Below are 26,233 nucleotides of genomic sequence, written 5' to 3'. Positions count from 1 at the left end.
CAGTACACCGTGCGCTCGCCCTCAGAAGCGCTCAAGTGACTCCCCGTGCCTTCGCACATACGCGCGGATGTTCGGGGCGGTCGTCAGATAAGCAACAAGCACCTGGTCCTGACCACGAGCCTTGCCTTCCTTTTCGACTGGCTCTCGCGCGGCGTTCAGAGGATCCTCGCAGCCACTTGTTCAAAGGCCGAAACCAAGCCGATATATTCATATTTTATGTTGTTCTCGTACGCGAACTCCTGGAAAGCGCGATACTCGTGCCGCTTCCAATCGGGGTAGTTGAAATATTCGTCAAACAGAATGACGGTTCCGGGAACGATGCGATCGCGCACCTCAGTCAAAACCGTTCTCGTTGAGGAATAAAGATCGCAATCAACGTGAAGGAAAGAAATATTGCCTGGATGGGTGGCCAAGAAAGTCTTCAGCGTGTCGTCGAACCAGCCGACCACAAGTTGAACATTTTCCCGAACGGATGGAAGCCCTTCGCGTGCGAAGGCGCCAGCCTTTGCACCCGCTGTCCAATCCTCCGGGAGTCCTTTGAATGAATCGAAGCCATAGATCATCTTGTGATTGAGCTTATCGGCTATGATATTGATCGTGTGTCCGGAAAAAACACCGAACTCCAAAACGAGCCCATCGATCAATATTTTATCCAGGCTGAAGTGCAGTAGCGCTTCACGGGTATCAAATCGAGCAGCCTTTCGCATATGCTCGCGCGCATACTGATAGCTCTCAATGGCAGCTGCAAAGTAGGCGACTGAATCTATATTGTAAGGCCCACCCCTTGCTCCAAACAGCTTATCATGGGCCACCTTTACCTTGTGAAAAAATATCAACTCCGCAGCATCATCTGCGGCCTTATCTATAGAGGTGCCTTGATCCATTATTCGTGCTTCCCATTTTTGCAAACAATTTCGGTTTGGCAGGGGAGTGTGCAGTCGTAGCCACTCGTCGATCAATGCTATGGCTGATAGTCAATATCTCGATAGTTCTATTGGTGCGCCAGCCAGAAACCGCCCAGCTTATACGTTTTCGGACGCCGGAAGTATTATGAAGGACGCAAGATTCCTTGCCTAACGAAGGCGAGGTCGAGACAGGATGATATTTTCGACATATCTAATGAAAGCTACTTGACGGGAGCTTTATCATTGTAAGAGTTTATGAACGCAACTTCCGGTCAACAATGCACCCGCAGAAAGATGGCCATGAACCTCTACACATATTTTCTGAACAATACCGGCCGGCAGATAATCAAGTATGCCCACTATTTTCCGATCTATGAGAGGTATTTTTCTCAATATATCAATCGACCGCTCACCTTCCTGGAGATCGGAACCGGGCATGGCGGCTCCTCTCAAATGTGGAAATATTACTTCGGCCCAATGGCTCGCATCGTATCGATTGATATTCGGCCGGAATGCAAATCATACGAGGAAGAGCAAATCAACGTGAGGATCGGTAGCCAAAGCGACCGACAATTTCTGCAGAGCCTCCTGGACGAATTCGGTCCACCCGATATCGTTCTTGATGACGGAAGCCATCACAACAGTGATATCAATGTCTCATTCGACTATCTTTATCCGCGCATGGCCCCCCACGGCGTCTATTTGGCGGAAGATTTGAATGGCTCTTACTGGCCACAACTTGGCGGTGGGTTACGCTCGGAAAATTCATTCATCAATCGGTGCAAAGGATTCGTGGACGAGATGCACGCGAAGTCTACTGCGTATGGAGATGAAATTGTGCCCGAGACTCATATAACCAACACGACGTCTGCGATCCATTTTTATGACTCTGTCGTGGTGTTGGAAAAAACACCTTACATCAACAAGACTATGCTGATGATCCCTGAGAATACGAAAACGTGAAGCCGCTTCAAACACGTTCAAGGTGACCTGCCACGAGTAATTTCCTCGAGATTGGATTAGAGTCCGGCCAACGCCGCGCAAGATCAAAGCTTCGCGTTTCCGCCGGTTGCTCGCACCGCGCCACTTGGCGTTCTCAAAACCGCTGGGGCTTTAGTCGCCGCTGGGTGAAAGTTTTATGGCAGGCTAAAGGGGAATTGACCCATGACGTCCGAATCATGGGAAACTTATAGATTCAGACCATGGCTAAATGTGCAACGGTAATGCCATGCATGGATTTGCGTTTCGATGTCCGCAAATCCACTCGTGGCACCCAGCAATATCGCTCCCGCACTCAATGTGGATGCTGTGGTGGCTTCAGGCAAAGCATAGAACCTTATGTACTCCAATTTCCGCGTAGCGCCAGCTATTGCTGTGGATTTCTGCCGGTAAGTCCCGGTCCAGGAGCTTGCGAAGCTGCGTCAGCATAGTTGGGTGCTCGGAATAGGTCGTCAAAAACAGCTTGTTCTGAAAGATGAGGAGTGGAGCGAGCCGCGTATTGGCAGTTCGCAGAAACTCGAAGAGGCCCTCGGAAACGCTCGGCCAAAGCGGGCCAAGGAAATCATCCAACAGAATGACGCCTCCCGGCACAAGCAACTCCTGCGCGAGAAGCATGTCATTGATTACGTGTCTGACTGTGTGGCCGCCATCTACGGAAAATAGCCTGGCCCCAGATGTACCAAGCCGCCCACGGATCGTTGCCGGCGTGATGGACATGCTATCGCCTGAAATCGCCGATACTTGCGGTTTCAGGTGCGGAAAATAGTCGTTCATGTGCTGCGTAAAAGTCGACAGCGACCCTTTTCCGCTATGATCTAGGTTTTTGTCCTGATCTTCGAACAGATCTACGGCTATGCACTTTTCGTTCGGTCGCGCCGCAGCGGCCATGATGAAGAACAGCTTGCCATGATGCACGCCGATTTCAACGATATCCCCATGAGTACCGTTTATAGTTTGGATCTCGTGTACCAGCTTCAATATGTGCGGGACCCGATGCCCAACCCAGCCTTGGACATTCGACCACACAACGCTCAAAGCTGATCCAATTGGATCGCGGTCAACTTCCGGTAAGGTGTCTATGACTTGTTCCTCCTCGATCGCCAGGTGGGAAAGTGTATTTTCCTGCCAAGGTCGCAACAATCCTTAAAGCGCCCAATTCGACCAATTTGCGATGAGCGTCTGGCTGAGACTCTCACTTTTGCAAGTCCAACCGAACTTATGGAACCGGGTGCTGCTCCGATCAGCGTAAGATCCGAACCGCAACCTGTTCATAGCCATCAACAGAGCCTGGTGAGCCGAGGCCACTTCTTCTGATATCATGCTCGTATCCCCTTTAAGAGCGCTCATCTGCCAGTCATCGATAGAGGCTGCGTTGAGCCCGGGCTCAGGTCATGTCCACAAGACTGCTCCAGCTTATCTTACAGCTATGTCGCAGGAGGTATTCAGCTCGGCTGCGCTGAAGGCGATCCATCTTACGTAGGTTACGGCATTGGCGGCCGTAGCGATGGCACATGGCGTTCCGCCCTGAAATTTGAACGAAGAGGAAAAGGTGATGCTTCTGCCGCCCGTCGCGTCTTGCGACAAGCGTATGAATCCGGTCCTTCCCGGCACCACATTCAGAGGATTATCCAGATTGGTTACAGGCAGGGTGAGAGTGAGCGAATAATTTCTGCCAGCCGCCATATTGAGGCTGATGTGGCTCGCGCCGGTCAGGGCAACCGGAGCGTCTTGAGCTATCAGTGAAGACGGCTGTACCAGCCGATTGGGGGTCCCTGCCCAGATATCTGCGGCGGTGGCGGTGACAGCCGGAATCTTCAGCCAGGAACCGCTATAGATATTAAAGTTCTTATTGGTTGCATCAAACGCAAAGGGTACCATGGCCGCCACCGAAGTGGGTGTGCCCGTCAGGTTTCCATCCGTCGATCCCATATATGGGAAGCCGGAGAATGACGTGGTGGAGAGCGATTGTTGCCCAAGATATACGTTGCCGCCGGATGGGTTGATAGCAAACGGCATTGGTAAAACGCCGGCATTTATCATTGCGTCACGCCGATATTGTTTATTGGGTCCCAGCCCAATGCAATTCGTTTCAATGGCGTGGTCGTATCGGATATGAACAAGCTTCCATTATTGGAAAAATCGCCGAACGGCGAGGATTGCCAGCTCTGGTTCGGAGTAAGCGACTTGATATTGGTCAATCCACCAAAGGCGAAGCGATAAGGCGAGAGAGGCCCGATCGAAGCATCATCGAAGGCGCGGGTCATTGCTTCCTTATGGTTGATCTGCAATCCGGTGACCACGGCGTCAAGCTTGAATGCGGTAGGCCCGTTCGTGCCGAGGGCTGCGTTCATATTGATGAGGCCGGTGACGTTATTGGGTCCGCCGGTGGTCTCGATTGCATAGGACCAACTAGGAGGGCCACCTTGCGCCACCTCCGTATTAGTTTGCCCCTCGATCACTAGATTATCGATCATCAGATTTGAAATCGGCAATGGCTGGCAGTTCTGGCCGTTTGCGTCGCAGGACTGTTCATCGTTTCGAATTCGAACGGCGGCATAGGCGCCAGCCGCAGCCTGGGAAGGGCTTTGACATTCGACATTGTTCCATTTGGATGATGTGGCGCCGATGATCAGACATTGCTGGCCGGCTCCGCGAATGGTTATGTTGCTCCATGACGATTGCGAGCTACCAGCATCCGCCCAGATGCCGAAGGATGCGGGCGAGATGATATTGATATTGCTAAAAGTGCCGGCGCCTGACCCGCTGTAGAAGCCGAATCCGGACGCCGGTTGGCCCGTCTGCGATGGATCCTTACGGGCAAAGTAGCCCCAGGCATTGGTCCAGTTGACGCTTCCACCGGCGTTGAGATCATTCCCAAAGTTGCTGAACGACTGATTGTCGATCACGTTGCTGATGTTGACGAATGAACCCGATCCGTTATCGATTCCAAAACCGTTGTGACCCGGAATTGGCTGGTTTGCCCCCGCAAGACCGTTACCGCAGAATTCGGTATAGATGTTGTCGAGATTGACATTGCTGGGGCTACCGAAAACAGGCGAGAGCCCGTCGCTGCTGACCTTGCCAATGCCGATGCAATTGGTGAAAGCGTTCCTTCCTTTCAGATTGTAGCCGGTAAAGTTATCGCCTTCGATAACGAAGGCAACTTCGCCCCAAGGGGCCATCAGCGACGTGGTCAGTCCGCCATAGTAGACGGAATCCGTATAATTCTTCCCCGCCGCGTTGCCATCTACACCAAGGTCATGAATCGTCACGCCTTTGGCCAAAACATCGATGGTCGGAGCATAAGGGGTGCCGGCTGGGCTGTTCCATACGATAATGGTATTGGCTGCGCCCTGGCCCTCAATTTCCATTGAATTGGTTATCTGCAATGTGCTTGTCGGCGTGTTCAAGCAGAAAGTTCCTGCCGGGAGGATGAGCTTTTTCCTAGCGGCCGCTGCTATTGACGCTCTCAACGAAGACGTCGCATCGGTTGCGCAGGTCGGGTCGCTGATCAGGCCAAAATCGGCGGCGTTGACGATCTGGTCGAGTTTGCTCTTCACTGTCCCGGCGATCGTGCCGGCACCGGAAGACTGATAGGTTATCGTCTTGTTGGACAAGGTCTGCGCGTCCGTGGTGCCGACAACCGTTCCCGATGGTAACGCCTTACCGCTGTCCAGCAACGTTGTCCCTGTCATATCACCAAAAACGGGGACATCCCCGATAGTCGACGTAGTAGGCCCCGAGATTGGCCCGGAGAGCGGTACAGCGCCTTGAGCGTGAGCCAAGATTGGAAGGATTACAAACAAGAGAGCCAAATGCAAACGCTGCATAATTATAACCCTTTGAATGAGATTAGGTGTGGCGGTCGGAGGATGGAATGATTGAGCTACCGCTCACCTACTCAACTGCCAGGTCGTACGGTATAGTATGTTACGTTCACCATGGAGTTGTAAGGCAAGGACAAAGTCTTAATGCTCGCCTCAAAGTTTCCAACTAAATAGTGGCTGCCTTCGATGCTGTCTTTTGACTGAAGGCGGTCGATTGACGGAAGCTCGACCTTTGAATGTTATCCCCAGCTGTCACTCTTAAACCAATCGGCCGGCTCACCGTTTACGTCCGGCAGCGAGAGATATTCTTGATTCAAATTTTTGCTGCGAATAAGCGCATTGAGGATGACGATCATGCTGTCGGCTTCATCTTTGGAAAGCCCAGCACTGTCGCATCTTGCCTTCTGCGAGTCCCAGAATTTCCATTCGTCGATTAAGCTCCGCAAATCTAAGTCATTATAGATAGAGGGATGAGAGGCCATTGCAATTTTCCAAACTCGTTCAACGGATGGTACCGTTCGCGTCCGGGCTGGTTCCATTCAAATGACGTCGCAATTATACCGAATAATCTGCGAGTTTAGCTTAAGCACGAAGGTTCTGTCGCAACACGGTATCGAGGTCACGGATGTTGAGCCATGCACTGGGGCTGAGGCGGCAATAAGTTCGAATTGCTCTGCGATTGACGGGCGTGGATTGTCGGCGAACCTCGCCTACCGTTTGCGCATCATATGGACCATCTCGATACCGGAGAATGACTTCAGCGCTTGCCGTCGATTTGAAGCCGAGCACGGACCGGATGCGGCACTTGATGCGCCGATGGTCCTGCTCGATCCGGTTGTTGAGATATTTGCTCCTGCGGATGCGGATCGGGTTCAGTGAACGCCGCGATCGGTTGCGCAGGCGGTCTTCGGCATCGCTGGAAATGACCGCCTGGTGATTGGTCAGGCTGCCGTCGATGACGATGCAATCCGGCCGGCCATGACGATCCAACGCCCTGCGAAGGAAGCGCTTGGCCGCCGGCAGGTCACGGCTTTCGCTGAAGAGAAACTCGACCGTATCGCCGACGCTGTCGATAGCGCGGTAGAGATACATCCATTCGCCGCGGACCTTGATGTATGTCTCGTCCATATGCCACTTGCCAGTAACGCACCGCTTACGACGGTTAAAGCGCTCCAGCAACTGGGGAGAAGTGGACGACCCATCGATGGATGGTGGAGTGATCGACGCTCATGCCGCGTTCGGCCATCATCTCTTCCAGGTCCCGCAGACTCAAATTGTAAGCCAGATACCAACGGACGCACAGCAGCATCACCGATCGATCGACGTGGCTGCCGATGAACATTACAAACTCCCCTGAAAATCAGAGGGCTTAATGCCGGGGATAGGTCGCTATTTCGTTTTGCGACAGAACCGCAAAATATCGCCACGGCGGTAGAAGAACTCATGGATGACGGATAGGAGCCCCGGGTGCATAGTAGAGGCCCTTTCTGAACTGGCAGATGATTACATGGATAGCGTGACCGGGGACACCGCAATCCATGCCCGCTCCCGGCGAATTCATTGATGGTCGTCACGACGGTCGGCCGAAATCTTGGTGGATGGAAGTACCGGAACGTATACTATCAACTTCGATCCGAGCGTGAACACCGCCGACTTCGCGGTCTCGGGCAATACCATCACCACCAGCCAGGTGCCCTGCTTCGTCTCCGGCACGCGCATCCGCACCACGCGGGGTGAAGTGCCAGTGGAGGACCTCCAGGTGGGCGACCTGGCCGTGACATCCTCCGGCAAGGCACGCCCCATCGTCTGGATCGGACACCGCCGAATCGAGCGCCCGGCGCCAGCAGTCTGGCCCGTGCGGATCATGGCCGGTGCGTTCGGCAACAATATCCCCATCCGCGACCTGTTCCTATCGCCCGGCCACGCAGTCTGCGTGGACATGGCGGGCGAGGTGTTCGTGCCCGTGGGCCAGCTGGTCAACGGATCGACCATCGACTGGGTCGAGGTTGCGGAGGTGGCCTACTGGCATGTGGAGCTTGAGAGCCACGATGTGCTGCTCGCCGAAGGGATGCCTTGTGAAAGTTATATGGAGGCCGGCAACGGCGCCTTCTTCCGCCGCGCGCATGGCCGCCTCGGTAAAGTCGATCCTGGGCGCGTTGCCGAAAGCTTGAGCAGATATGCCCGGCCGTTCGTTGATGGCGGCCTGATCGTCGAGGCGATCAGGGAACGCCTCGCCTGCCGTGCAGAAGCGCTAGCCCAGAAACAAGCAACTAGAGCCGCATAATCCCAGGTGCCTCGCCCTCCTGAGCCCGCAGACGTTACAACCTTACGGGGTAAAATCAGCTCTTGGTTCCGAACTGGAGCATCAAGGGTGGCGGTGTGTGTCGTACGCTGGTCTCAACGGGCCAGCAATTTCGTCAAGGGTTGTCCGATGATGCCCTATGAGATCGACAATGGCCAGGTCATCTCAGCGCTCATATCCGAGGTGCCAGCCGGCTTCGTTTCGGGAACTCGCATCCGCACCCCACACGGCGAAATCGCAGTGGAGAAATTAACTGTGGGCGACTTTGTGATGACCGCCGCCGGTAATACGAGCGCCATCGTCAGAATCGCCTCACGGACGATCCGGGAACCCGCGCGCGAGCACCGGCCTGTTCAGGTCAAAGCCCGGGCCTTTCCGGGCGATGTTCCCCAACGAGGCCTCCAGCTATCACAGAGCCATGCCGTGTGCGTGCGGGCGCTAGACGAGGTGTTGATCCCGATCGACCGATTGATAAACGGCGCTACAGTCGCCGCAGTCGATATCGATGAAGTCACGTATTGGCATGTCGAGCTCGCCAGCCACGAGGTACTCCTGGCGGAGGGGCTCAGTTGCGAGAGCTGCCTGAACCGCGGTGCCGTCTCTTCCGGGGACACTCCGGTCGGGGACAAGACGAGAGTCATCATCGACCAACACGCCAAGCCATTGGTGAAGGACGGCGCAGTCATAGCGGTAATCCGTCACCGTCTACACTCCCGCGCGGAATCGATGGGCTGGGCGCCGCAATGCGGAGATGGACCCGCACCTCATCGTCGATGGCCGACGCACCGAGCCGACGATCGACGACAATCTGGCGGTGTTCATCTTTCTGGTCGGCGCCAAGGAAGTCATGCTTGTCTCGCGCACCTGGGTTCCGGCTGACGACGGCGTAAGCGATGACAGACGGACACTCGGTCTTTCCGTTCACGGCCTGACTATCTTCGACGGTCTCCGCGTCGAGCGCCAGATCCCGCTCGACGCGATTGCGGGCTTTTACCCTGAGGAGGCTGCTGAACGCTGCGATTGGCGCTGGACGAACGGTCGGCTTTCTCTGCCCCCACACCTTTGGGTCGACTGCCGCGGCCATGTTATCCTACGCCTTGCCTTTGATCCCAGTGCCGGCAGATCCTGGACACCCCCGACTGCCATGCAGACAACTTCGGTCAGGCCATAAGCGAAGGCACGTATTCCTCAAAGCAAGCGAGGCTCCCCCGCAAGGCCTTGATTTTGAGATTTGGAACCCTTGACGCTCTTGAGCGGAATCGAACTCTCGGCGCGATACTAACTTTGCCGCTTCTAGGTAGATCAACTGCTTGGAAGACCAAAGGGGCCTGCAAACGGCAGTTCAATTTCTTCACGGCTTCTTTCGCGCCCTCAATCAGCTTATGGCGGCAGCATTCTCGCCCTTGCTCGAATACCTTCTTGCCACGCAGGCCCACGCTCCCATGCTTCATTGCAGACGAGCGCCAAGTCAGCAGATCGCCTTGTCTGCTGCAGGGTTTCAAAGAGCAGCGCAGCCTGACGAAGGTCCGTCTCTCGCTTTGCTGCCCCCGCCCGTCAGTGCGACCTATCCCAGCGGAGCAAACCGAAGCTTCATCATCGTAAACGCCGGGCAGATGATGCTGATCGCCTGCTCCTGAGAACACGTTGTTCACGGCGCTCCTGCGGTATCGCGTTGCGATTGCCGCCGATGACATTTGTGTCGACGAGCGCCTTTACCATTCCCGATTTCGGACGATCGGTGGCGACAGCCACTATTGACAAGCTGCCCCGCATATCCCTTGATATGCGCTATCCGAGATAACAGACACATGTCCACAATATCGGATTGTAAAGCCATTGACCAAGGGGAACAACCATGAGCATTACTTTTCGCGCCGGCCTAATGTCGCTGGTCGCCGCCGCACTCCTCTCTTCCACGCCCGTTCTCGCCGACGGCAGCAAGCTCGATGAGGTGCTTGCCCGCGGCCACCTCGTTCTTGGAACCGGCAGCACGAACGCGCCGTGGCACTTCAAAAGCGCCGATGACAAGCTGCAGGGTTTCGATGTCGACATGGGCCACATCATTGCCAAGGCCCTCTTTGGCGATCCCGACAAGATCGAATATGTCAATCAATCGTCTGACGCCCGTATTCCGAACATCACTACGGGCAAGGTCGATATTACCTGCCAATTCATGACTGTAACCGGTGAGCGCGCCCAGCAGGTTGCCTTCACCATTCCCTATTATCGCGAAGGCGTCGGCCTGATGCTGAAGGCGGATGGGCAATATGCGGATTATGGTGCGCTGAAGGCGGCGGGCTCCTCCGTCACCGTGTCGGTTCTTCAAAACGTCTACGCGGAATCCATGGTCCACGCCGCCCTGCCGGATGCGAAGGTCGACCAGTATGAGTCCGTCGATCTCATCTACCAGGCACTGGAATCAGGACGCGCCGATGCCGTTGCCACCGATCAGTCGTCGCTCGCCTGGTATATGACGCAGAACCCCGGCCGCTATAAGGATGCGGGCTATGGATGGAACCCGCAGACCTATGCCTGTGCGGTCAAGCGCGGCGATCAGGACTGGCTGAATTTCGTCAATACCGCTCTGCATGAAGCCATGACCGGCGTCGAATTCGATAGCTACGCCAAGTCATACAAGACCTGGTTCGGCAAAGACCTCGCCCCCCCGCAGATCGGCTTTCCGGTCGAATACAAGTAACAGCATAGCGGAGCGGGTATTCCCCGCTCCGCCAGCCTGAAAAGGGATAGCCCGCCATGGGTTACACGCTGAACTTTGCCGCCGTCTGGCGCAACTTTGATTTTCTACTGAGCGGCTTGGCGCTCAGCCTCGGCCTTGCGATTATCTCGATCCTCATCGGTGCTCTGATCGGCCTTGTGCTGGCCTTCGCGCTGACATCGAAGAGCCATATCGCTGTCGTGCCGGCACAGGTCTACGTCACCACAATTCGCAACCTACCGATCCTCGTCCTGGTGCTCTTCGTCTTCTTTGCCCTGCCGCAGCTGGGCTTCCGCCTGGATAAGGTGAAGAGCTTCGTCCTGGTGCTTTCCGTTTACTCGGGCGCCTATCTGGCAGAGGTATTCCGTGCAGGATTGCTATCGATTCCGAAGGGGCTGACCGAAGCGGGTCTTTCCATCGGCCTGACATCCATGCAGATCCGTGGGTCCATCATCGCTCCCTTGATGCTGCGCAACGTCCTGCCGTCATTGTCTTCGACGATCATCTCCTTGTTCAAGGACACGTCACTGGCGGCAGCCATTGCCGTGCCGGAGCTGACCTTTGCCGCCCGCAAGATCAATGTCGAAAGCTTCCGCGTCATCGAAACGTGGCTCGTCACCTCGGCTCTTTATGTCGCAACCTGTTTCCTCATCGCCATACTGATGCGCTTCGTCGAGCGCCGTCTGGCTCTGCCGAGGTAAGATCGAATGTCGCACACATTTCTCGAACAACTCTGGATCGCCCGATACGTCGTCTTGAATGGCATCGGCGTGACTGTGTCGATCTCGCTGCTCGCCATTCTTGTGGGGTCCGTGCTCGGCGTTTTCGTCGGCTTGGCGCTTGTTTATGCCGGCGCCATCCTGCGCCTTGTGATGAGAGCCTATACCGATATCATTCGCGGTACGCCGGTCCTCGTGCTTGTGCTGGCAAGCTATTACGTTTCGTCCGCGGTAGGACTTGATTTAGGGCCGTTTTCCGCAGGCGTGCTGGCTTTGGCAATCTTTTGCTCGTCTCATGTCGGCGAGATCGTGCGCGGTGCTCTTCAAGCCATCCCCAGAGGTCAGACGGAGGCGGCCAAGGCGATCGGCCTCACCTTCACTCAGGCCTTCACTTCGGTCCTATGGCCGCAAGCGATGCGCCAATGCCTGCCGGCTTGGGTGAATACCGCAGCCGAGATGGTGAAGGCCTCGACGCTTCTTTCCGTGATCGGCGTCGCTGAACTGCTCCTGCGCACCCAGGAGATCATCTCGCGCAATTTCATGAGCCTCCAGTTCTATTTTCTGGCTGGTGGCCTCTATTTCATCATCAACTTCGGTATCGAGCGCTTCGGCAAATATGTCGAGCGCAAGACCGCACTGCCGTCCTGAGGAGATCGGACCGATGGCCAAGACAATTCTAGACATTCAGGGCTTGCGCAAGACCTATGGCCAGCATGAGGTTCTGAAGGGCGTCAACTGCATAGTGCAGGAAGGCGAGGTCATTTCCATTATCGGCTCGTCGGGCTCCGGCAAGACGACGATGCTGCGCTGCATCAATATGCTGGAGGAGTTCCAGGGCGGCAAAATCAGCCTTGACGGCGAGGAAATCGGCTATCATGTCGATGGCAACATCCGCCGCCGCAAGAATGAGAAGGAGATCGCTCGCCAGCGCGCACTCACCGGCATGGCCTTCCAGCAGTTCAATCTTTTTCCGCATATGACCGCGGCCGAGAACGTGATGCTCGGCCTCGTAAAGGTGAAGAAGATGTCGAAGGCGGATGCGCGCGCCGTCGCCGAAAAATGGCTCGACCGTGTGGGTCTGTCCGCCCGCGCCAACCACTATCCAGGCCAGCTCTCGGGCGGTCAGCAGCAGCGTGTCGCGATTGCCCGAGCCATCGCCATGACGCCACGGCTGATGCTGTTCGACGAGGTGACGTCGGCTCTCGACCCTGAACTGGTTGGTGAAGTTCTTCAAGTCATCAAAGGGTTAGCTGCCGACGGTATGACGATGCTGCTGGTTACCCACGAGATGCGCTTTGCCTATGAAGTCTCGTCGCGCGTCATCTTCATGAACCAGGGCGTCATCTGTGAAGAAGGCGATCCGAAAGATATGTTCATGCGCCCGAAGACGGAGCGGCTGGCCGAATTCCTCAAGACCTCGAGTTTCAATTGAGAGGAAACAAGAGCGCTGCGCAAGCGTTGCGTCATCGCACGCGTGAATGCTATCGCAGCATCTTGCTTAGATCTGACGGCACGAGCGCCGTATAGTCGGCATCATGTGCCGATACGTCGCAACGTACGGGTTGCGGCTAGTTTAGGAATTTTGGAGAAAAGCGTGGCCGAGACTGCAAATGACATTGTATCCCGACGCATGCGAGGGCTGGATCGCGCGTTTGAGATCCTGGAATTTCTGCGCGTGAAACGCCAGCCCATGCGGCCGAACGAGATCGCTACGGAAATCGGCGCGCCACGTTCTTCCATCTACGAGCTTGTCAATCTTCTGCTCGGCCATGGCATGCTCGATTATCAGGGCGGCGATGGCCGGGTTTTTCTCGGCCGCCGTCTCTATTTTCTCGGAACCGCCTATGCAGAACAGTTCGACCTGATGCGCGAATGCGGCCGCATGCTGGGGGTGCTGGCGGAAGAGACGCGCGAAACCGCGCAAATGTGCCTGCTGGAAGGCAATAAATATACGGTCGCCATGATGCGCGAGGGCATCCGGCCCTTTCGCATTTCGTCGAATGTCGGCGAACTCGTTGCAATTCCGTGGACGGCCTCGGGGCGCCTGCTTGTCGCGCATCTTTCCGATCAGGAAATCCTCGATTTCATTCCGCCAGAGGATTTCATCCTGCCGAATGGCAGGCGCCTGGAGCCTGCTGATTTCATCGCTCAAGTGCGCCAGGCCGCCGAAGACGGATATTTCACCTTCAATAGCGAAGTGGAAAATTTCACCCACTGCTTCGCTGTTCCGATCCGGCAGGCCGACGGGTCCAGCATTGCGACGCTTTGCCTGGTTACCCCGCGTGAAGATGGCTTGCGCAATCGCACCGCCTATCTCGACAGTCTCTTGAAAGCTGCTCACGAAATCTCCGAAAAGCTCGGCTTCCGATCATTGAAAGGCCGCCTCTTCGGTTCCTAAATCTGAGAGGAATTTTTTCGAAAATGCAACGAGATGGGCTGCTCCTGAATGGGATCACAACCAACGACTCTTCTATTAGAAAATCCGTATCTAACAAATTCATGAGGCGAGCCAAGAACTTGGGCTGGCGGAATTGCCGTGGTTGCCTTCATTGCGCAGTGAGAGTACCGGCCAGCGCTAGCAGAAGACATGCGCGGCGTCGGGATCGAACTCCAGATGCACATTATCGCCGCGGCTGAGACCCGAGATGGCTTCGTGGCCAAAGGGCAGGCGCACGGACAGGGTTTCGCCGGCGGCAATCCGCGTCGTCACATGTACGTTGTTGCCGAGGAAAGTGATATCGTTGACCGTCGCGCTGAGGCCTTGGCTTGAGCCTGCTTTGCGCCCGAGCCGAATGCGTTCCGGCCGCAACATCAATGCCGCTTTGCTCCCTGACGTCGGCCGTCCGTGCACCGGGATGCTGTCGAAAACGGTCTTGTCACTGAGCGAGATCGTCGCCTGGCCATTGTCCGATGAAAGCAGATGGCACGAGATGAAATCGCTATCGCCGATGAACTCGGCGACGAAGCGAGTTTTGGGATTGGCGTAGAGTTCCGGGCCGGTTCCGATCTGGTCGATGACGCCCTTGGAGAAAACGGCGATGCGATCCGAGAGCCGCAGCGCCTCCTCCTGATCGTGGGTCACGTAGAGGATCGTCACTTCCGTCTGCTGGTGGATGCGGCGGATCTCATGCTGGATCTCTTCACGCAGCTTCTTGTCGAGCGCCGATAGCGGCTCGTCCATCAAAAGCACCGGCGGATCATAGGCAAGCGCCCGCGCAAGAGCGACGCGCTGCTGCTGGCCGCCCGACATCTGCGCCGGCTTGCGATCCTCGAAGCCTTCCAGGCGGACGAGACGCAGCATTTCCTTGACCCGGCTGTCGATCTCAGCCTTGGACTTGCGGCGGACCTTCAGCGGAAAAGCTATGTTCTCTCCAACGGTCAGATGCGGAAACAGCGTGTAGCGCTGGAACACCATGCCGATATTACGCTTATGCGACGGCGTCGACAACAGCGTCTCGCCGTTCAGCAGGATATCGCCCTTGGTCGGGTTCTCGAAGCCGGCGAGGATATAAAGCGTCGTGCTCTTGCCTGAGCCGGATGGGCCAAGAAAGGTCAGGAACTCGCCGCGCTTGACCTCGAGATTGACGTCATGGACTGCGACGACGGGGCCGTATTCCTTGCGGATACCTTTGATCTTCAGGAAGGATTCGCTCATGATTTCAGAACCTTGCGTACAATCGCGGCCAGCGTCATCAACGTGACCGTCAACAGAATGAGAAGCGTGGAGGCAGCGGCGACGACAGGGGTCAAATCCTGCCTGAGCGTCGCCCAGACTTTCACCGGCAGCGTCTGCAGCGTCGGGCTCGCCATGAAGATCGCAACGACCACTTCATCCCAAGACGTCAGGAACGAGAAGACAGCCGCGGAGAACAAGCCGTGGCTGATGGCGGGCAGCGTGACCCTGATCTTCGCCTCGAACGGAGACGCGCCGCAAAGCACGGCGGCATCCTCGATCGATTTGTCAAAGCCTTCGAGCGCGCCGGAGATGGACAGAATGGAAAAGGGCAGCGCCAGCACAAGGTGGGACACCACAAAGCCGATCAAGGTGCCTCCAAGGCCAATTCGCAGGAAGAAGGCGTAAAGCGCCACGGCGAAGACGACGACCGGGAGGATCATTGGCGTCAGGAACAATGCCTTCAGCGCGTCGCGAAACAGGAATTTTCCATGCACGAGGCCGAAGGATGTCACCAGGCCGAGCAGCACCGAAAGCACGGTGACGATCGCGGCGATCTTGAAGCTGGTCCAGGCGGAAGCCAGCCATTGCGGATCGGAAAGCAGCTCCGCGTACCAGCGCCAGGTCCAGCCCGGCGGCGGAAAGATCAGCCATTGCGACGAACCGAACGATAAGGCCGCAATGAACAGGATCGGCATCAGAAGAAAAGCCGCCGTCAGGACCGTGATGACGAGCAGCACATATTTCCACCAGCCGAGACGATCGAAATTCAGCAGCATCTCAGCGCCCTCCCATATTCTGGGCGCCGAACAGCCGCAGCTGGACGGCATAGAGCGTCAGCGTGACGACGAGCAGGACGAAGGCGGCGGCCCCGCCCATGCCCCAATTGACGAGCGACTGCACGAACTGCGCGATGAGTTCGGCAAGCATCATGTTCGCCGTGCCACCAAGCAGCGATGGCGTGACGTAGTAACCGAGCGACATGACGAACACCATCAGGGCACCTGCCATCATGCCAGGTGCGGCAAGGGGTATCAGAATGCGGGTCAGGCATTGCAGACGGCTGGCGCCGCACAGCGCTGCCGCCCGCAGCACGGCCGGATCGATCTTCCTGATGACGCCGTAGAGCGGCAGGATGATGAAGGGCAGCATGATATAGGTCATGCCGATCGTGACGCCGGTGAGGTTGTTGACCAGCGCGAGAGGCTTGTCGATAAGCCCCGCACCGACAAGCATCTTGTTGATCAGTCCCGTGCGCTGCAAAAGCACCATCCAGGCATAGGTTCGCGCCAGCAGGTTGGTCCACATCGACAGCAGCAGGATCGCAAAGACAACGGAAGACCAGCGCGAAGGCATGATCGCCAGCGTCCATGCGACAGGAAAACCGATCAGCAGCGCCAGGACGGTCACGACACCCGACACGATAAAGGTGTTGACAAAGATCTTCAGATAGGTTTCGGAGCCCAGCAATTCCGCGTAATTGCCAAAGCCGAATGCCGGCTCCATCACGCTGCGCAAAAGCAGCGCGATGACCGGAAAGATGAAAAAGATCGCGACGAAGGCGAGAGCCGGCGCCACCTGCGCAAATCCAGTAGGCCCTGCCGCCTTGCGCGCCGGTGCGGCCGCGTCCGCAACGTTTATGTATGTCGACATGGCAATCCTTTCCCACCATCGGCGCCGACGTGCAGCGATCGCCACTCGCGGGCCTGGACCTCGCATTGCCCCACCGCGGAGATTTGTCCGCGGTGGTCTGGCTATCTCCGCCGCTTACTGCGCCTGCCAGGCGTACCACTTCTTGCCGATGGCATCCCGGTTTGCGGCCCAATAGCTCATGTCGGCATTGACCTGGCTGGCGGTCTGCTGGTCCGGCAAGGTCTTGGCTATCTCAGGGTCCATCAGCTTCGCCGAGCCGAGGTTGGTCGGCGCATATCCGGTGGCCTTCGCCAGATCGGCCTGGGACTGTGCCGAGGTCGCCAGCGCAATGAACTTCATCGCCGTTTCAAGGTTCGGTGCACCCTTGGGGATGACAAGGGAATCCGCCGCCGTAATATTCTGGCTCCAGGAGGTTTCCGTCTTGACGCCGCGGTTGGCGAGCGCGGTCATGCGACCATTCCAGATACTGCCGAAAGGCGCTTCGGCCGAGGCCAGCAGCTGCTGCGATTGCGCGCCGCTCGACCACCAGACAATATCGGATTTGATCGTATCGAGCTTCTTGAAAGCACGGTCGAGATCGAGCGGATAGAGCTTGTCGGCGGGAACGCCATCGGCCAAGAGTGCCGCTTCGATGACGCCCGGCGCGGACCATTTGTAGAAGGTGCGCTTGCCTGGGAATTTCTTGGTGTCGAAGAGATCGGCCCAGGTCTTCGGGCAGGCGCTCACGGCATCGGCGTTGCAGCCGATAACGAAGGAATAATAGAAGCTGCCGACGGAGTAGTCGCTGACGAAACGCGGGTCGAGCTTGGACTTGTCGATGACGGAGAAGTCCAGCTTCTCTAGCAGGCCGTTCTTGCCGGCTTGGGCGGCATAATCACCCTCGACATCGACGACGTCCCAGCTCACCTGGCCGGCTTCTACCATAGCTTTCAGCTTGCCATAGTCCGTCGGACCGTCCTGCATGACGCCGATACCGGTCTTTTCAGTGAACTGGTTGGCCCAGGCGACCTTCTGCGCATCCTGCGTCGTTCCTCCCCAGCTCGTGAAGACCATGGTATCGGCCTTGGCGGGCATGGATGCGGCCATTATTGCGGCAAAGGCCGCGAGTGCAATTCTTGCTTTCATGTTCCCTTGTCCTTGTTTTTCAGTTCTTGGAGGCATGCCTTACACACCGCCAGTTCACCCCAAGGGGGAGAAACCGGCGGGCTTCATGATCTTGTTTTCCGCTTGTTCGATCAGGTCGCGAATCCTGGGCAGGAAAGCCTGCCACTTGGGGTCCGCCGCCAGCCGCCCGCGCCGCGCCTCGCGATCGTCGAGGCTTGCGTAGGCCCAGATGTGCACGATCTCGTTGATCACGCCGATTTCCGAATGGAAGTAGCCGACAAGATTGCCGAGATGCGCCTTCTGAATAGCGATCCCCTCCTCTTCCACGACCTTCAGATATTGCGGGATCGTGCCGTTCTTCAGCCGGTAGGTGCGGATCTCGTAAAACATCGCTCTCACCTCATGACGAAGGGATCGGGGATCGGGTCATCCGACGTCCGCAGCCAGATCGTCTTGGTGCGCGTATAGTCCAAAGCCGCCGCAAGACCGCCTTCCCGGCCATGACCGGAAAGGCCGAAGCCGCCGAATGGCGCGATCGGCGATACCGCGCGATAGGTGTTGACCCAGACGACACCGGCGCGGATGCCCTTCGTCAGGCGATGGGCGCGCGTGAGGTTTTGGGTAAAGACACCGGATGCCAAGCCATAGCGTGTATCGTTTGCAAGCCTGAGGGCTTCCGCCTCGGTCTCGAACGAGACAAGCGACAGAACCGGCCCGAAGAATTCTTCGGTAAGCGAAGGCGAGGAGACGCCATCGCAATCGAGGATCGTCGGCGGGAAGTAATAGCCCGCACCTTCAGGCCTTTGGCCACCCGTCACAAGCCGAGCACCGCTTTCAATGGATTTCTCAACGAGCGCGGCCACATGATCCTGCTGCCGCTTCGTGGCAAGGGGGCCGACCTCGGTTGCCATATCGAGCGGCGATCCAATGCGGATCGCGTCGGCCTTGCGCTTGAGGATCGACAGGAAGGTGTCCTTGACGCTGGCTTCGACGATCAGGCGCGAGCCGGCAACGCAGCTTTGGCCGGTTGCCGCGAAAATGCCGGCAACCTGTGCATTGGCGGCACTTTCGAGATCCGCATCGGCAAAGACGATGAAGGGTGATTTACCGCCCAGTTCCAGCGATGTCGAGGCAAGGTTCTCGGCCGAATTGCGCACGACATGGCGTGCCGTCTCCGGCCCGCCGGTAAAGGCGATATGCGCGACCTTGGGATGCCGCCCGAGTGCCGCGCCGCAGGAAGGGCCGAAACCGGTGATGATATTGACGACGCCAGCCGGAAAGCCGGCTTCATGGACCAGCCGCGCGAATTCCAGCAGCGGCGCCGGCCCGTCTTCCGAAGCCTTGACGACCGTCGTGCAGCCTGCCGCAAGCGCCGGCCCGATCTTGACGGCGGACAGGAAGAGCTGGCTGTTCCAGGGCACGACCATGGCGACGACGCCGACCGGTTCGCGACGCAGCCAGACATCCATGTCCGCCTTGTCGATCGGCAGATAGGAGCCTTCGATCTTGTCGGCGATGCCGGCATAGTAGCGGTAATAGTCGGCGACATAGGCGATCTGCGCCGAAGTCTCGCGGATGATCTTGCCGGTATCGCGCGTCTCCAGTTCCGCAAGCTTCTGCGCATTGGCCGCAACCAGATCGGCGAGCTTGTAGAGAAGCTTGCCGCGCTGCGTCGCGGTCATCTTCGACCACGGGCCTTCGTAAAGGGCCTTTTCGGCGGCATTGGCGGCGCGATCGACATCGGTCTCGCGCGCTTCCGGCATCTCCGCCCAGACGTCGCCGGTCGCGGGGTCGATGCTCTGGAAGCGGGCTTCCCCGTCCAGAAACTCACCGTCGATATAGTGCTGGAAGCGCTGCATGACGTTCACTCCGCAAATGCCGGCGTGACCTCGGCGATGAACCGTTCGAGCGAAGCTTTCTTGCGCTCGAATGACATGCCAGTGTCGATCCAGAAGGAATATTCGTCGTAGCCCATCGCCTCATAGGTCTTCAGCCGAGCAATCACTGTGGATGCATCTCCGACGACGTTATTGCTACGCATGACCGCATCCGACAGCATGGCATTGGCGCGAATATCCTCTTCCGGAATACGCTCGATCAGGCCCTGATGGATCGGCTTCTCGTTCTTGAACCAGGCGAAGAAGTAGTTGTAATAGACGCTGAGCTCATGAGCAGCCCGTGCGATGTCATCCTCCGAGGAGCCGACATAGGTATGGCGCAGGAGCATGATCTTCGGTCGCTCCATATGCGGGCTCTTGGCGCAGGCATCGTTGAACCGCCCTATCAGCGCCTCGACCTCATCATCGCCCTGCCAGAGCGGCGTCACCTGGACATTGCAGCCATTGGCGACAGCGAATTCATGCGAATTCGGGTCGCGCGCGGCAACCCAGATCGGCGGGTTCGGCTGCTGCAGCGGCTTCGGCGCCGAGGTGGTCGACGGGAATTTGAAGAACTCGCCTTCATGGGCGTAATCGCCCTGCCAGACGCCTTTCACGGCGGGGATCAGCTCGCGCATGCGCTGACCGGCGCCCCATGCATCGAGACCCGGCAGCAGCCGTTCATATTCGAAGGAATAGGCGCCGCGGGCGATGCCGATATCGAGCCTGCCGTCGCAGATGATGTCGGCCATCGCCGCTTCGCCGGCAAGCTTGATCGGATGCCAGAAGGGCGCGATCACTGTTCCCGTTCCGAGCCTCGCCCGTGACGTCCGGCGCGCCAGATCGGCGATCGTCACAAAGGGATTGGGCGCGATAGTGAAATCCATCCCATGATGTTCGCCCGTCCAGATCGCGTGCATGCCGCCCTTGTCGGCGATCTCGCAAAGCGCGACGAACTCCTCATAAAGGCTTTTATGCGTCTGGCTCGCGTCGAGACGCTCCATGTGGACGAAGAGAGAGAATTTCATATCTGCACCGCCTTTCCGGAAACCGGCCGCACCATGCCGGAGGTCTCGTCGCCAAAATAGACCCCGAAATTGCCGATCTGGCTTTCCAGCGCAAAGCGGGCGACGATATCGGCAGTGGAACTGGTCTTGAAGTGCGCCGTCGTCAGTGCATCCGGCTTGAGGAACCTGCCCTCGCGCGGTTCGCCTTGTGAAGCAAAGGCACGATAGACGATGTGATGCTTGCCATCGCTCCTGCTTTCATAGACGGAATAGAGGAAGCCGACGGTCACGGTAAGGCCTGTCAGCGTTTGCAAATACTGACCGAGAATGTCGGCGGGGCTTCCTTCGCTGCCCTCACAATTCGGAAGAGCAAGCACTTCTTCCCCAAGCAGCAGGATTTCGCCATCGCGCTCGACGACTGCTCCAAGCTCGATATTGCCTTCCGCAGCGGCAGAGACCGCCTTGCTTGCCAGGATTGGCGTGAAATAGCCGCCGCGAGCATAGCCAAGTCCATTGCGGCCACTGTTGTCGAACGAAACGATCCGTCCCATCAGGACGACATGGTCGCCGGCGTCGATGACTTCGCTCGTGGCACATTCGAACCAGGCGGCGACATCGGCAAGGATCGGACAGCCATCCGCCCCGGAACTCCACTCGACGGCGGCAAACCGGTCTTCAACGGGCCGCGCAAAGGTGTTGGAGACGGCCTTCTGCGTCTCCGAGAGCACATTGATGGCAAAGTGCTTCGCGCTCGTCATGGCGGCAAAATTACGCGAGGTCTTGGCGAGGCAGACAAGAAGAAGCGGCGGCTCAAGCGACACCGACGTGAAGGAGTTGGCCGTAAAGCCGATCGGAAGACCAGCCTGATCGCGCGCCGTCACGACCGTCACACCGGTCGGAAATGCGCCGAAGGCGTCGCGCAGCGCCCTCGGATCGAAAGCTTGTGTCGTCATCTTGCGTCCTCCCCGCATGAAAGCCACTCGGCAAGCAGCTCATTGACGGTATCCGGCGCCGTCAGGTTCACCATATGGCGGTGCCCTTCGACGATCCGTGCCCAGCCCTTGGGTGCAGCCGCGGCCATCTGCTCCGCCATCCGCGGCGTCGAGTTTGGATCGTCGGATCCCGTCAGGAACAGAGCCGGTGCCCCGACATCGGGCCAGCGATCGGCGTAGGTCTCGTCACCGCCGGCGAAAGCCGCGTAGGCGGTGGAGTAGCCCTGCGGATCGACAAGGCTCAGCCAGTTGCGGGTGAGCTCGCGCGCCACCGCGCTTTGGGCATCATCGCCAAACCAGCGCAGCAGCGGGCCTTCCTTGTCGACGCCCGTCAACGGTATTGCCGCTGCGCGCGCCAGCACGGCGGCCTTGGCCTTCGGATCGCGCCGATAGACGCCATTGAGATAGGCGATCCGCTTGATCCGCTCACCGAAGGTGGCGGCAGCCCCTCCGGCAACGAGCGCACCCATCGAATGGCCGGCAACATTGACCTTACTGAACGCCATCTCATCGAGAAAGCCGCCAAACCAGGCGACAAAGGCTTCCAGCTTGCTGCCAGGGGGTAAGCCAACGCTTTCCCCATGACCCGGCATATCGACAGCGATGACGCGATAGCTTCCGGAAAAAGCCTTGATCTGTGGCGTCCAGGCTTCAAGCCGCATGCCGACACCATGGATCAGAATCAGCGGCTCGCCTTTGCCGACTTCATGATAGGCGGTGCCATGCGCCGTGTGCTTGCGGAGCAAGCCTCCCACAGTCAGGTGACCGGCCTTTTTCTGATCCATCGTTTCCATTGCCGGCATCCAAGCATCCGATCCTTATACGCCGGCCGGATTGGAGACGTCCTGTCCCAGATCCCTAAGGTCCTGATAACGATCGCCGATGCGATGATGCGGCCGTCCACCGACAGAGGCGCCAAGAGCCACGACGATCTCATCGGCGGCAGGCGCATCGGGGACCGACGTCTGGATCGTCAGATAATGCGAACGACGACCTTCATCGTTCTTGTCCATGAGCGGGATCATGATCGGCGCATTGGCCGGTCCGCGCGTGTTGCAGAAGGCGAGATAGGATTTGGCGCCGACGGCGTGGCGATAATGATTGCCAAAGCGAAGGGTGTGGATCAGCGCGGATGCATGCTCGATCTCGCCATCGAGACCGACGACGGCGGATTTGCCATAAGCCTCGACGGCCTCGCCCGATCCGACCGCATCGATAATCATCTTGGTGAGCAATTCACCAAGAACAGGCGCGGCGGCATGAATCTCGGGCTTCAGATCCGCGACGAAGCCCCGACCGGCCCAAGGGTTTTTGACGATCGCGGATGCCGAGAAGAGCTTTAACGGCGTGGCCGCTGCCTTCTCCCCTTCAACAAGCGTCGTTTCGATCTGCAGGACAGTTTTTCGGATCTGAAGGCTCATGGCTCGCTCTCATCTAAGAATGCGTATGATGGTATGCCATAATACTATACTGTCAAGCAGCTTTGAACGACCGGAACTGAAAAACCTGCCGCTTTCTAAAATAGTCAGCTATATCAGTGCTTTATGAATAGGCACGAACAAGCGCCGGCGAAAGCGGTGCTTGTCATCGCGCATCTTCAGCCGTGAGTATTTTGCTTTTGTATTCGTTATTATGGTATACCGTCACACCGAAGAGGCGGCGAAGTCAACCCGCTTCACGAAGGCAAACGAACAATTTGATGCGGCGTGACGCTCATCGGCATCATGCACGCCTGCTCGTCACACGGCGAGAATTTCGCCGGCGTTACCCCTGGCGGACGATGGTGCCGATCGCATTGACGACAATGCGCGCGGCGGTCAAGGCCGAAAGGCCGTCGATATCGGCGGGAGGATAGAGTTCCACCAGATCGAAACCCGCAATATCAGCCCGTCGGCCGAGGCCGGCGATCAGGTCGATAACCTGCGTATAGGTGAGACCGCCCGGCGTCCGCGCGGCAACCCCAGGCATGATGCTGGGATCGATGCTGTCGCAATCCAAGGTGACGACAACCCGCGCTCCTTCCGGAATATGCCGAAGGGCCGCTGCAACGCCCTGCGCATGGATCTCGCGGGCGGTCACGAAGTGGCTGCCGTAGCTCTGCGCGGCCTCGATCTCGGTGGAACGGGCGCTTCCGACGCTGCGAAGACCGACTTGAACCATTCCGGCGACATGCGCCGTTTCGCTTGCCCGGCGCATCGGGCTCGAATAGCCATAGCGCTCGCCATGCAGTTCGTCACGCCAGTCGATGTGGGCGTCGAGCTGCAGTACCCAGACCGGTCCGTGATCCGCAAAGCCTGCAATAAAAGGGATCGTTACCGAGCAGTCACCGCCAAGCAACATCGGCACGGCTGACAATGCCAGAACGTCGCGTGTCTTGGCCTCAATCCGGCTTCGGTTGCCGGCATTGTCATGCATGACGGTCTCAATGTTCCCCACGTCGATGCAGGAAATCGGCTTGCCCTCGAACAGCGGGCCGCCGAGATCGAAATCCCAGTGGTCGACAAGCCCGGCATCACCCTGGCTGGCGTCTCGGATTGCCCCGGGCGATAAGGCATAGCCGCTGCTGTCCTTGCCGGGATAGGTGCTTCCGTGCCCCGCCCCGAAGATCACCACACGCGGCAGATGGCCATCGTCAAGGCGGTCCGAGAAGCCGAGAAAGGAAGAGGAAGCCGTCATCTTCATGGCCTTGGCGAGAAATCAGTCGATCGGCTGCCGGCCGGAAAGCACGGCCTGGGCAATGGCGCTTGCGCTGGTGACATGATCCATCGCCGCCTGATAGGCGCCTTCACCGTCGCCACGCCGGATCGCGTCGACGATACGCGCCATCTGTGCAGGCCCCTGGACATCGCGATTTTGCGTCTTGATCGTCATCGAGCGCAGGTGATTGATGCGCACGGTCAGAAGGTTGACGACGCCCCAGGCCACATGGCGGTCGACCATGCTGAACAGCGTCTGATAGAAGGACGATGTGTGAGCGAGCACGCCGGCCATATCCTTCTCGCGGTAGCTATGCCTTATGTCCTCAAGCGACTTGTCCAGGGCATCGGCGATCGCGGGGTTGTTCTGCTCGGCACAAAGCCGTGCCGCCATCCCTTCGAGCGCGGCGCGGATCTCGTAGATCTGCTTGGCTTCGTCATGATTGAGCTGCGCGACGATCGGCCCCTTGTTCGGAAGATTGGCGACGAGGCCTTCGGATTCGAGATGGCGCAGGACCTCGCGCACGATCGTGCGGCTGACGCCGAGCTGCGCGCAAAGATCGCGTTCCACCAAGCGGTCGCCCGGGCGGAAATAGCCGTTGATGATCGCCTCTCGCACCTTGTCGAGGGCGAGCTCCCGCAACGTCTTCGTCGGACGCTCCACGCGAATTGCGGCGCCATGCGCATCATCATTCATTTTCACACCCTCGATCTTCGGATGCCATAATATGGCGTACCAAAATCATCTATTGTCGAAATGAAGTCAATGCCGGCGTGACGTCAACGGCATGTGACGCGGGGCGACCGCCGTATGCAACCTCCGCGAAGAGGCGGTTGGTCAAACAACGCCACGAGTTCAGTGGGCAGCGTACTCAAGGTGATCACTCCCCTTGTTATCAGCTGGCTACGACTTGAGAACGCGCAAGCAAACAGGTATCGCCAAGGGGCGAAATCGTGTTCGTTCAACGTGTCCGTCGAACTTTTGATCAGCGATGTCGTTCACGGTCGAACCAGAACTTCTCATCAGCAATGCGCCGAGAGTAAAGACGATCAAGTGTCGAAGCTCGGGAATCCCGTACGACGCTTGGACGAGCGCCGCCCAGCAAGGGAATAGTGTGAGCATATTCCTACTGGACGGTCTAGCCGTGCAAGCCTTGTGTAGGGTTGCCATGCCTTAGGCAAACGCCGATCTACCCAGTCTCCTTTTTTAATATCGCTGAGGCCTGGTCGGCTTAATGTGTTCATCTTGGTATTCCACGACTACATTGAGATGCACGATAGAGACTTTTGCTGACCCTGCAACCGGCGCTAACAAACCAATCATTCGACGGGTGCGCGATTGCGTCTGACGACGTCGCTGACGGTGTTCTTGCTGATCCCGAGATCGCGTGCGATCCAGCGATAGCTGCGTCCTTCAGCAATAAGGGGTCGTTTGCGGAAGGGGGCGAAAGACTACCTTAAGCAGCGATCAGGCGGTTTACACTAGCGACCATGACAACTTTCATACGATAGGGATTTTTGGCGGGTTTCGCGACACAACAGCCGTTGGATAGTCTCCCTGTAGACGGCAAAGTGCGACCCAAGTCGGCCATTGGTTGTCGAGGGCGCAAAGGTCTGCAGTGGCTGATATCTCGGGTCGTTCTACTCGAACCGGTCAGCCGCCAGAAATCCGTCGGAGAAGCGGATCACGGCGAACGAATTGATGGTAGTGGGCTGCCCCCGACCGTGTCGACCGCTTCCTTGATCTGGTCGGCCTCAAAATC

Annotated in this window: 25 protein-coding genes and 5 pseudogenes; 9 read left to right on the top strand and 21 right to left on the bottom strand. The window is 57.7% G+C overall.

Annotation, left to right across the window (positions count from 1 at the left end; all coding sequences use genetic code 11):
* Positions 1-155: 155 nt before the first annotated feature.
* The gene (locus ACK83U_RS19210) at positions 156-884 is read right to left on the bottom strand and encodes a class I SAM-dependent methyltransferase (protein WP_112610864.1); all 729 of its coding nucleotides are present in this window, start codon (positions 882-884) and stop codon (positions 156-158) included.
* A gap of 321 nt (positions 885-1,205) precedes the next feature.
* Here ACK83U_RS19210 and ACK83U_RS19205 point away from each other — a divergent pair, with 321 nt between their 5' ends.
* Positions 1,206-1,868, top strand: a complete 663-nt coding sequence (locus ACK83U_RS19205) for a class I SAM-dependent methyltransferase (RefSeq protein ID WP_112610946.1) — start codon at positions 1,206-1,208, stop codon at positions 1,866-1,868.
* 354 nt (positions 1,869-2,222) lie between these two features.
* On the opposite strand, the gene ACK83U_RS19200 is transcribed toward ACK83U_RS19205, so the two are convergent.
* The 5 genes and pseudogenes from ACK83U_RS19200 to ACK83U_RS19180 all read right to left on the bottom strand — a co-directional run.
* Positions 2,223-3,044 carry a class I SAM-dependent methyltransferase gene (locus tag ACK83U_RS19200; RefSeq protein ID WP_246712261.1) on the bottom strand — a complete coding sequence of 274 codons (822 nt, stop codon included), beginning with the start codon at positions 3,042-3,044 and terminating at the stop codon, positions 2,223-2,225.
* 273 nt (positions 3,045-3,317) lie between these two features.
* Positions 3,318-3,944, bottom strand: a complete 627-nt coding sequence (locus ACK83U_RS19195) for a hypothetical protein (protein ID WP_412474962.1) — start codon at positions 3,942-3,944, stop codon at positions 3,318-3,320.
* On the bottom strand, positions 3,941-5,584 hold the full coding sequence (locus ACK83U_RS19190; RefSeq protein WP_412474961.1) for a hypothetical protein: 1,644 nt from the start codon (positions 5,582-5,584) through the stop codon (positions 3,941-3,943). The genes ACK83U_RS19195 and ACK83U_RS19190 overlap by 4 nt, the downstream gene beginning before the upstream one ends.
* 386 nt (positions 5,585-5,970) lie before the next feature.
* Positions 5,971-6,213 (bottom strand): hypothetical protein, encoded by a 243-nt coding sequence (locus tag ACK83U_RS19185; RefSeq protein ID WP_112610870.1) that lies wholly within the window; start codon positions 6,211-6,213, stop codon positions 5,971-5,973.
* Positions 6,214-6,381: 168 nt separating this feature from the next.
* A pseudogene (locus ACK83U_RS19180) lies at positions 6,382-7,073 on the bottom strand (IS6 family transposase); the annotation flags it as partial.
* 297 nt (positions 7,074-7,370) lie between these two features.
* Between ACK83U_RS19180 and ACK83U_RS19175 the strand changes: the two are divergent.
* The 3 genes and pseudogenes from ACK83U_RS19175 (at position 7,371) to ACK83U_RS19165 (ending at position 9,204) form a co-directional block, all read left to right on the top strand.
* Positions 7,371-8,015 (top strand): Hint domain-containing protein, encoded by a 645-nt coding sequence (locus ACK83U_RS19175; protein WP_412474960.1) that lies wholly within the window; start codon positions 7,371-7,373, stop codon positions 8,013-8,015.
* 147 nt (positions 8,016-8,162) lie between these two features.
* Positions 8,163-8,561, top strand: a pseudogene (locus ACK83U_RS19170) (Hint domain-containing protein); the annotation flags it as partial.
* 223 nt (positions 8,562-8,784) lie between these two features.
* Entirely contained in the window at positions 8,785-9,204 is a 420-nt protein-coding gene (locus tag ACK83U_RS19165; RefSeq protein ID WP_412475042.1) for a hypothetical protein, read from the top strand.
* A gap of 131 nt (positions 9,205-9,335) precedes the next feature.
* Here the strand turns inward: ACK83U_RS19165 and ACK83U_RS19160 are convergent.
* Positions 9,336-9,581 (bottom strand): annotated as a pseudogene (locus ACK83U_RS19160) (hypothetical protein); the annotation flags it as partial.
* A gap of 307 nt (positions 9,582-9,888) precedes the next feature.
* Between ACK83U_RS19160 and ACK83U_RS19155 the strand changes: the two are divergent.
* The 5 genes from ACK83U_RS19155 (at position 9,889) to ACK83U_RS19135 (ending at position 13,866) form a co-directional block, all read left to right on the top strand.
* A complete protein-coding gene (locus ACK83U_RS19155; protein ID WP_112610878.1) occupies positions 9,889-10,731 on the top strand; it encodes a transporter substrate-binding domain-containing protein in 843 nt (280 codons plus the stop codon).
* Positions 10,732-10,787: 56 nt separating this feature from the next.
* Positions 10,788-11,450: an amino acid ABC transporter permease gene (locus tag ACK83U_RS19150; protein WP_112610880.1), complete on the top strand. Its 663-nt coding sequence runs from the start codon at positions 10,788-10,790 to the stop codon at positions 11,448-11,450.
* Between the two features lie 6 nt (positions 11,451-11,456).
* On the top strand, positions 11,457-12,116 hold the full coding sequence (locus tag ACK83U_RS19145) for an amino acid ABC transporter permease (RefSeq protein WP_112610882.1): 660 nt from the start codon (positions 11,457-11,459) through the stop codon (positions 12,114-12,116).
* A gap of 13 nt (positions 12,117-12,129) precedes the next feature.
* Positions 12,130-12,900 carry an amino acid ABC transporter ATP-binding protein gene (locus ACK83U_RS19140; protein ID WP_112610884.1) on the top strand — a complete coding sequence of 257 codons (771 nt, stop codon included), beginning with the start codon at positions 12,130-12,132 and terminating at the stop codon, positions 12,898-12,900.
* 162 nt (positions 12,901-13,062) lie between these two features.
* On the top strand, positions 13,063-13,866 hold the full coding sequence (locus tag ACK83U_RS19135) for a helix-turn-helix domain-containing protein (RefSeq protein ID WP_112610886.1): 804 nt from the start codon (positions 13,063-13,065) through the stop codon (positions 13,864-13,866).
* 177 nt (positions 13,867-14,043) lie between these two features.
* Here ACK83U_RS19135 and ACK83U_RS19130 read toward each other — a convergent pair whose 3' ends face one another.
* The 14 genes and pseudogenes from ACK83U_RS19130 to ACK83U_RS19065 all read right to left on the bottom strand — a co-directional run.
* The gene (locus ACK83U_RS19130) at positions 14,044-15,123 is read right to left on the bottom strand and encodes an ABC transporter ATP-binding protein (protein ID WP_112610888.1); all 1,080 of its coding nucleotides are present in this window, start codon (positions 15,121-15,123) and stop codon (positions 14,044-14,046) included.
* Complete coding sequence (locus tag ACK83U_RS19125; RefSeq protein WP_112610890.1) at positions 15,120-15,920, bottom strand: ABC transporter permease; 801 nt, start codon at positions 15,918-15,920, stop codon at positions 15,120-15,122. The genes ACK83U_RS19130 and ACK83U_RS19125 overlap by 4 nt, the downstream gene beginning before the upstream one ends.
* Before the next feature lies 1 nt (position 15,921).
* Positions 15,922-16,794 (bottom strand): ABC transporter permease, encoded by an 873-nt coding sequence (locus ACK83U_RS19120; protein ID WP_112610892.1) that lies wholly within the window; start codon positions 16,792-16,794, stop codon positions 15,922-15,924.
* A 114-nt stretch (positions 16,795-16,908) separates the two neighbouring features.
* Positions 16,909-17,919: an ABC transporter substrate-binding protein gene (locus ACK83U_RS19115; RefSeq protein ID WP_112610894.1), complete on the bottom strand. Its 1,011-nt coding sequence runs from the start codon at positions 17,917-17,919 to the stop codon at positions 16,909-16,911.
* Positions 17,920-17,973: 54 nt separating this feature from the next.
* The gene (locus ACK83U_RS19110; RefSeq protein WP_112415255.1) at positions 17,974-18,288 is read right to left on the bottom strand and encodes an NIPSNAP family protein; all 315 of its coding nucleotides are present in this window, start codon (positions 18,286-18,288) and stop codon (positions 17,974-17,976) included.
* 5 nt (positions 18,289-18,293) lie between these two features.
* Positions 18,294-19,757: an aldehyde dehydrogenase gene (locus ACK83U_RS19105; protein WP_112610896.1), complete on the bottom strand. Its 1,464-nt coding sequence runs from the start codon at positions 19,755-19,757 to the stop codon at positions 18,294-18,296.
* A gap of 5 nt (positions 19,758-19,762) precedes the next feature.
* On the bottom strand, positions 19,763-20,803 hold the full coding sequence (locus tag ACK83U_RS19100; RefSeq protein ID WP_112610898.1) for an LLM class flavin-dependent oxidoreductase: 1,041 nt from the start codon (positions 20,801-20,803) through the stop codon (positions 19,763-19,765).
* A complete protein-coding gene (locus ACK83U_RS19095) occupies positions 20,800-21,735 on the bottom strand; it encodes a flavin reductase family protein (RefSeq protein WP_112610900.1) in 936 nt (311 codons plus the stop codon). The genes ACK83U_RS19100 and ACK83U_RS19095 overlap by 4 nt, the downstream gene beginning before the upstream one ends.
* On the bottom strand, positions 21,732-22,568 hold the full coding sequence (locus ACK83U_RS19090) for an alpha/beta fold hydrolase (protein WP_183716303.1): 837 nt from the start codon (positions 22,566-22,568) through the stop codon (positions 21,732-21,734). The genes ACK83U_RS19095 and ACK83U_RS19090 overlap by 4 nt, the downstream gene beginning before the upstream one ends.
* Positions 22,569-22,592: 24 nt before the next feature.
* A complete protein-coding gene (locus ACK83U_RS19085) occupies positions 22,593-23,195 on the bottom strand; it encodes an amino acid synthesis family protein (RefSeq protein ID WP_112610904.1) in 603 nt (200 codons plus the stop codon).
* 343 nt (positions 23,196-23,538) lie between these two features.
* Positions 23,539-24,450, bottom strand: a complete 912-nt coding sequence (locus ACK83U_RS19080; RefSeq protein WP_112610950.1) for an agmatinase — start codon at positions 24,448-24,450, stop codon at positions 23,539-23,541.
* Between the two features lie 21 nt (positions 24,451-24,471).
* Positions 24,472-25,167, bottom strand: a complete 696-nt coding sequence (locus ACK83U_RS19075) for a GntR family transcriptional regulator (RefSeq protein WP_112610906.1) — start codon at positions 25,165-25,167, stop codon at positions 24,472-24,474.
* A gap of 240 nt (positions 25,168-25,407) precedes the next feature.
* Positions 25,408-25,715, bottom strand: a pseudogene (locus ACK83U_RS19070) (UbiA family prenyltransferase); the annotation flags it as partial.
* Between the two features lie 75 nt (positions 25,716-25,790).
* Positions 25,791-25,889 (bottom strand): annotated as a pseudogene (locus tag ACK83U_RS19065) (DNA resolvase); the annotation flags it as partial.
* Positions 25,890-26,233 lie beyond the last annotated feature (344 nt).

The sequence above is a fragment of the Rhizobium sp. WW22 genome, from assembly GCF_047041135.1.
Lineage (GTDB): Bacteria > Pseudomonadota > Alphaproteobacteria > Rhizobiales > Rhizobiaceae > Rhizobium.
The sequence above is the reverse complement of the archived record's forward strand: the minus strand, read 5'-3'. Positions and strand labels throughout refer to the sequence as shown.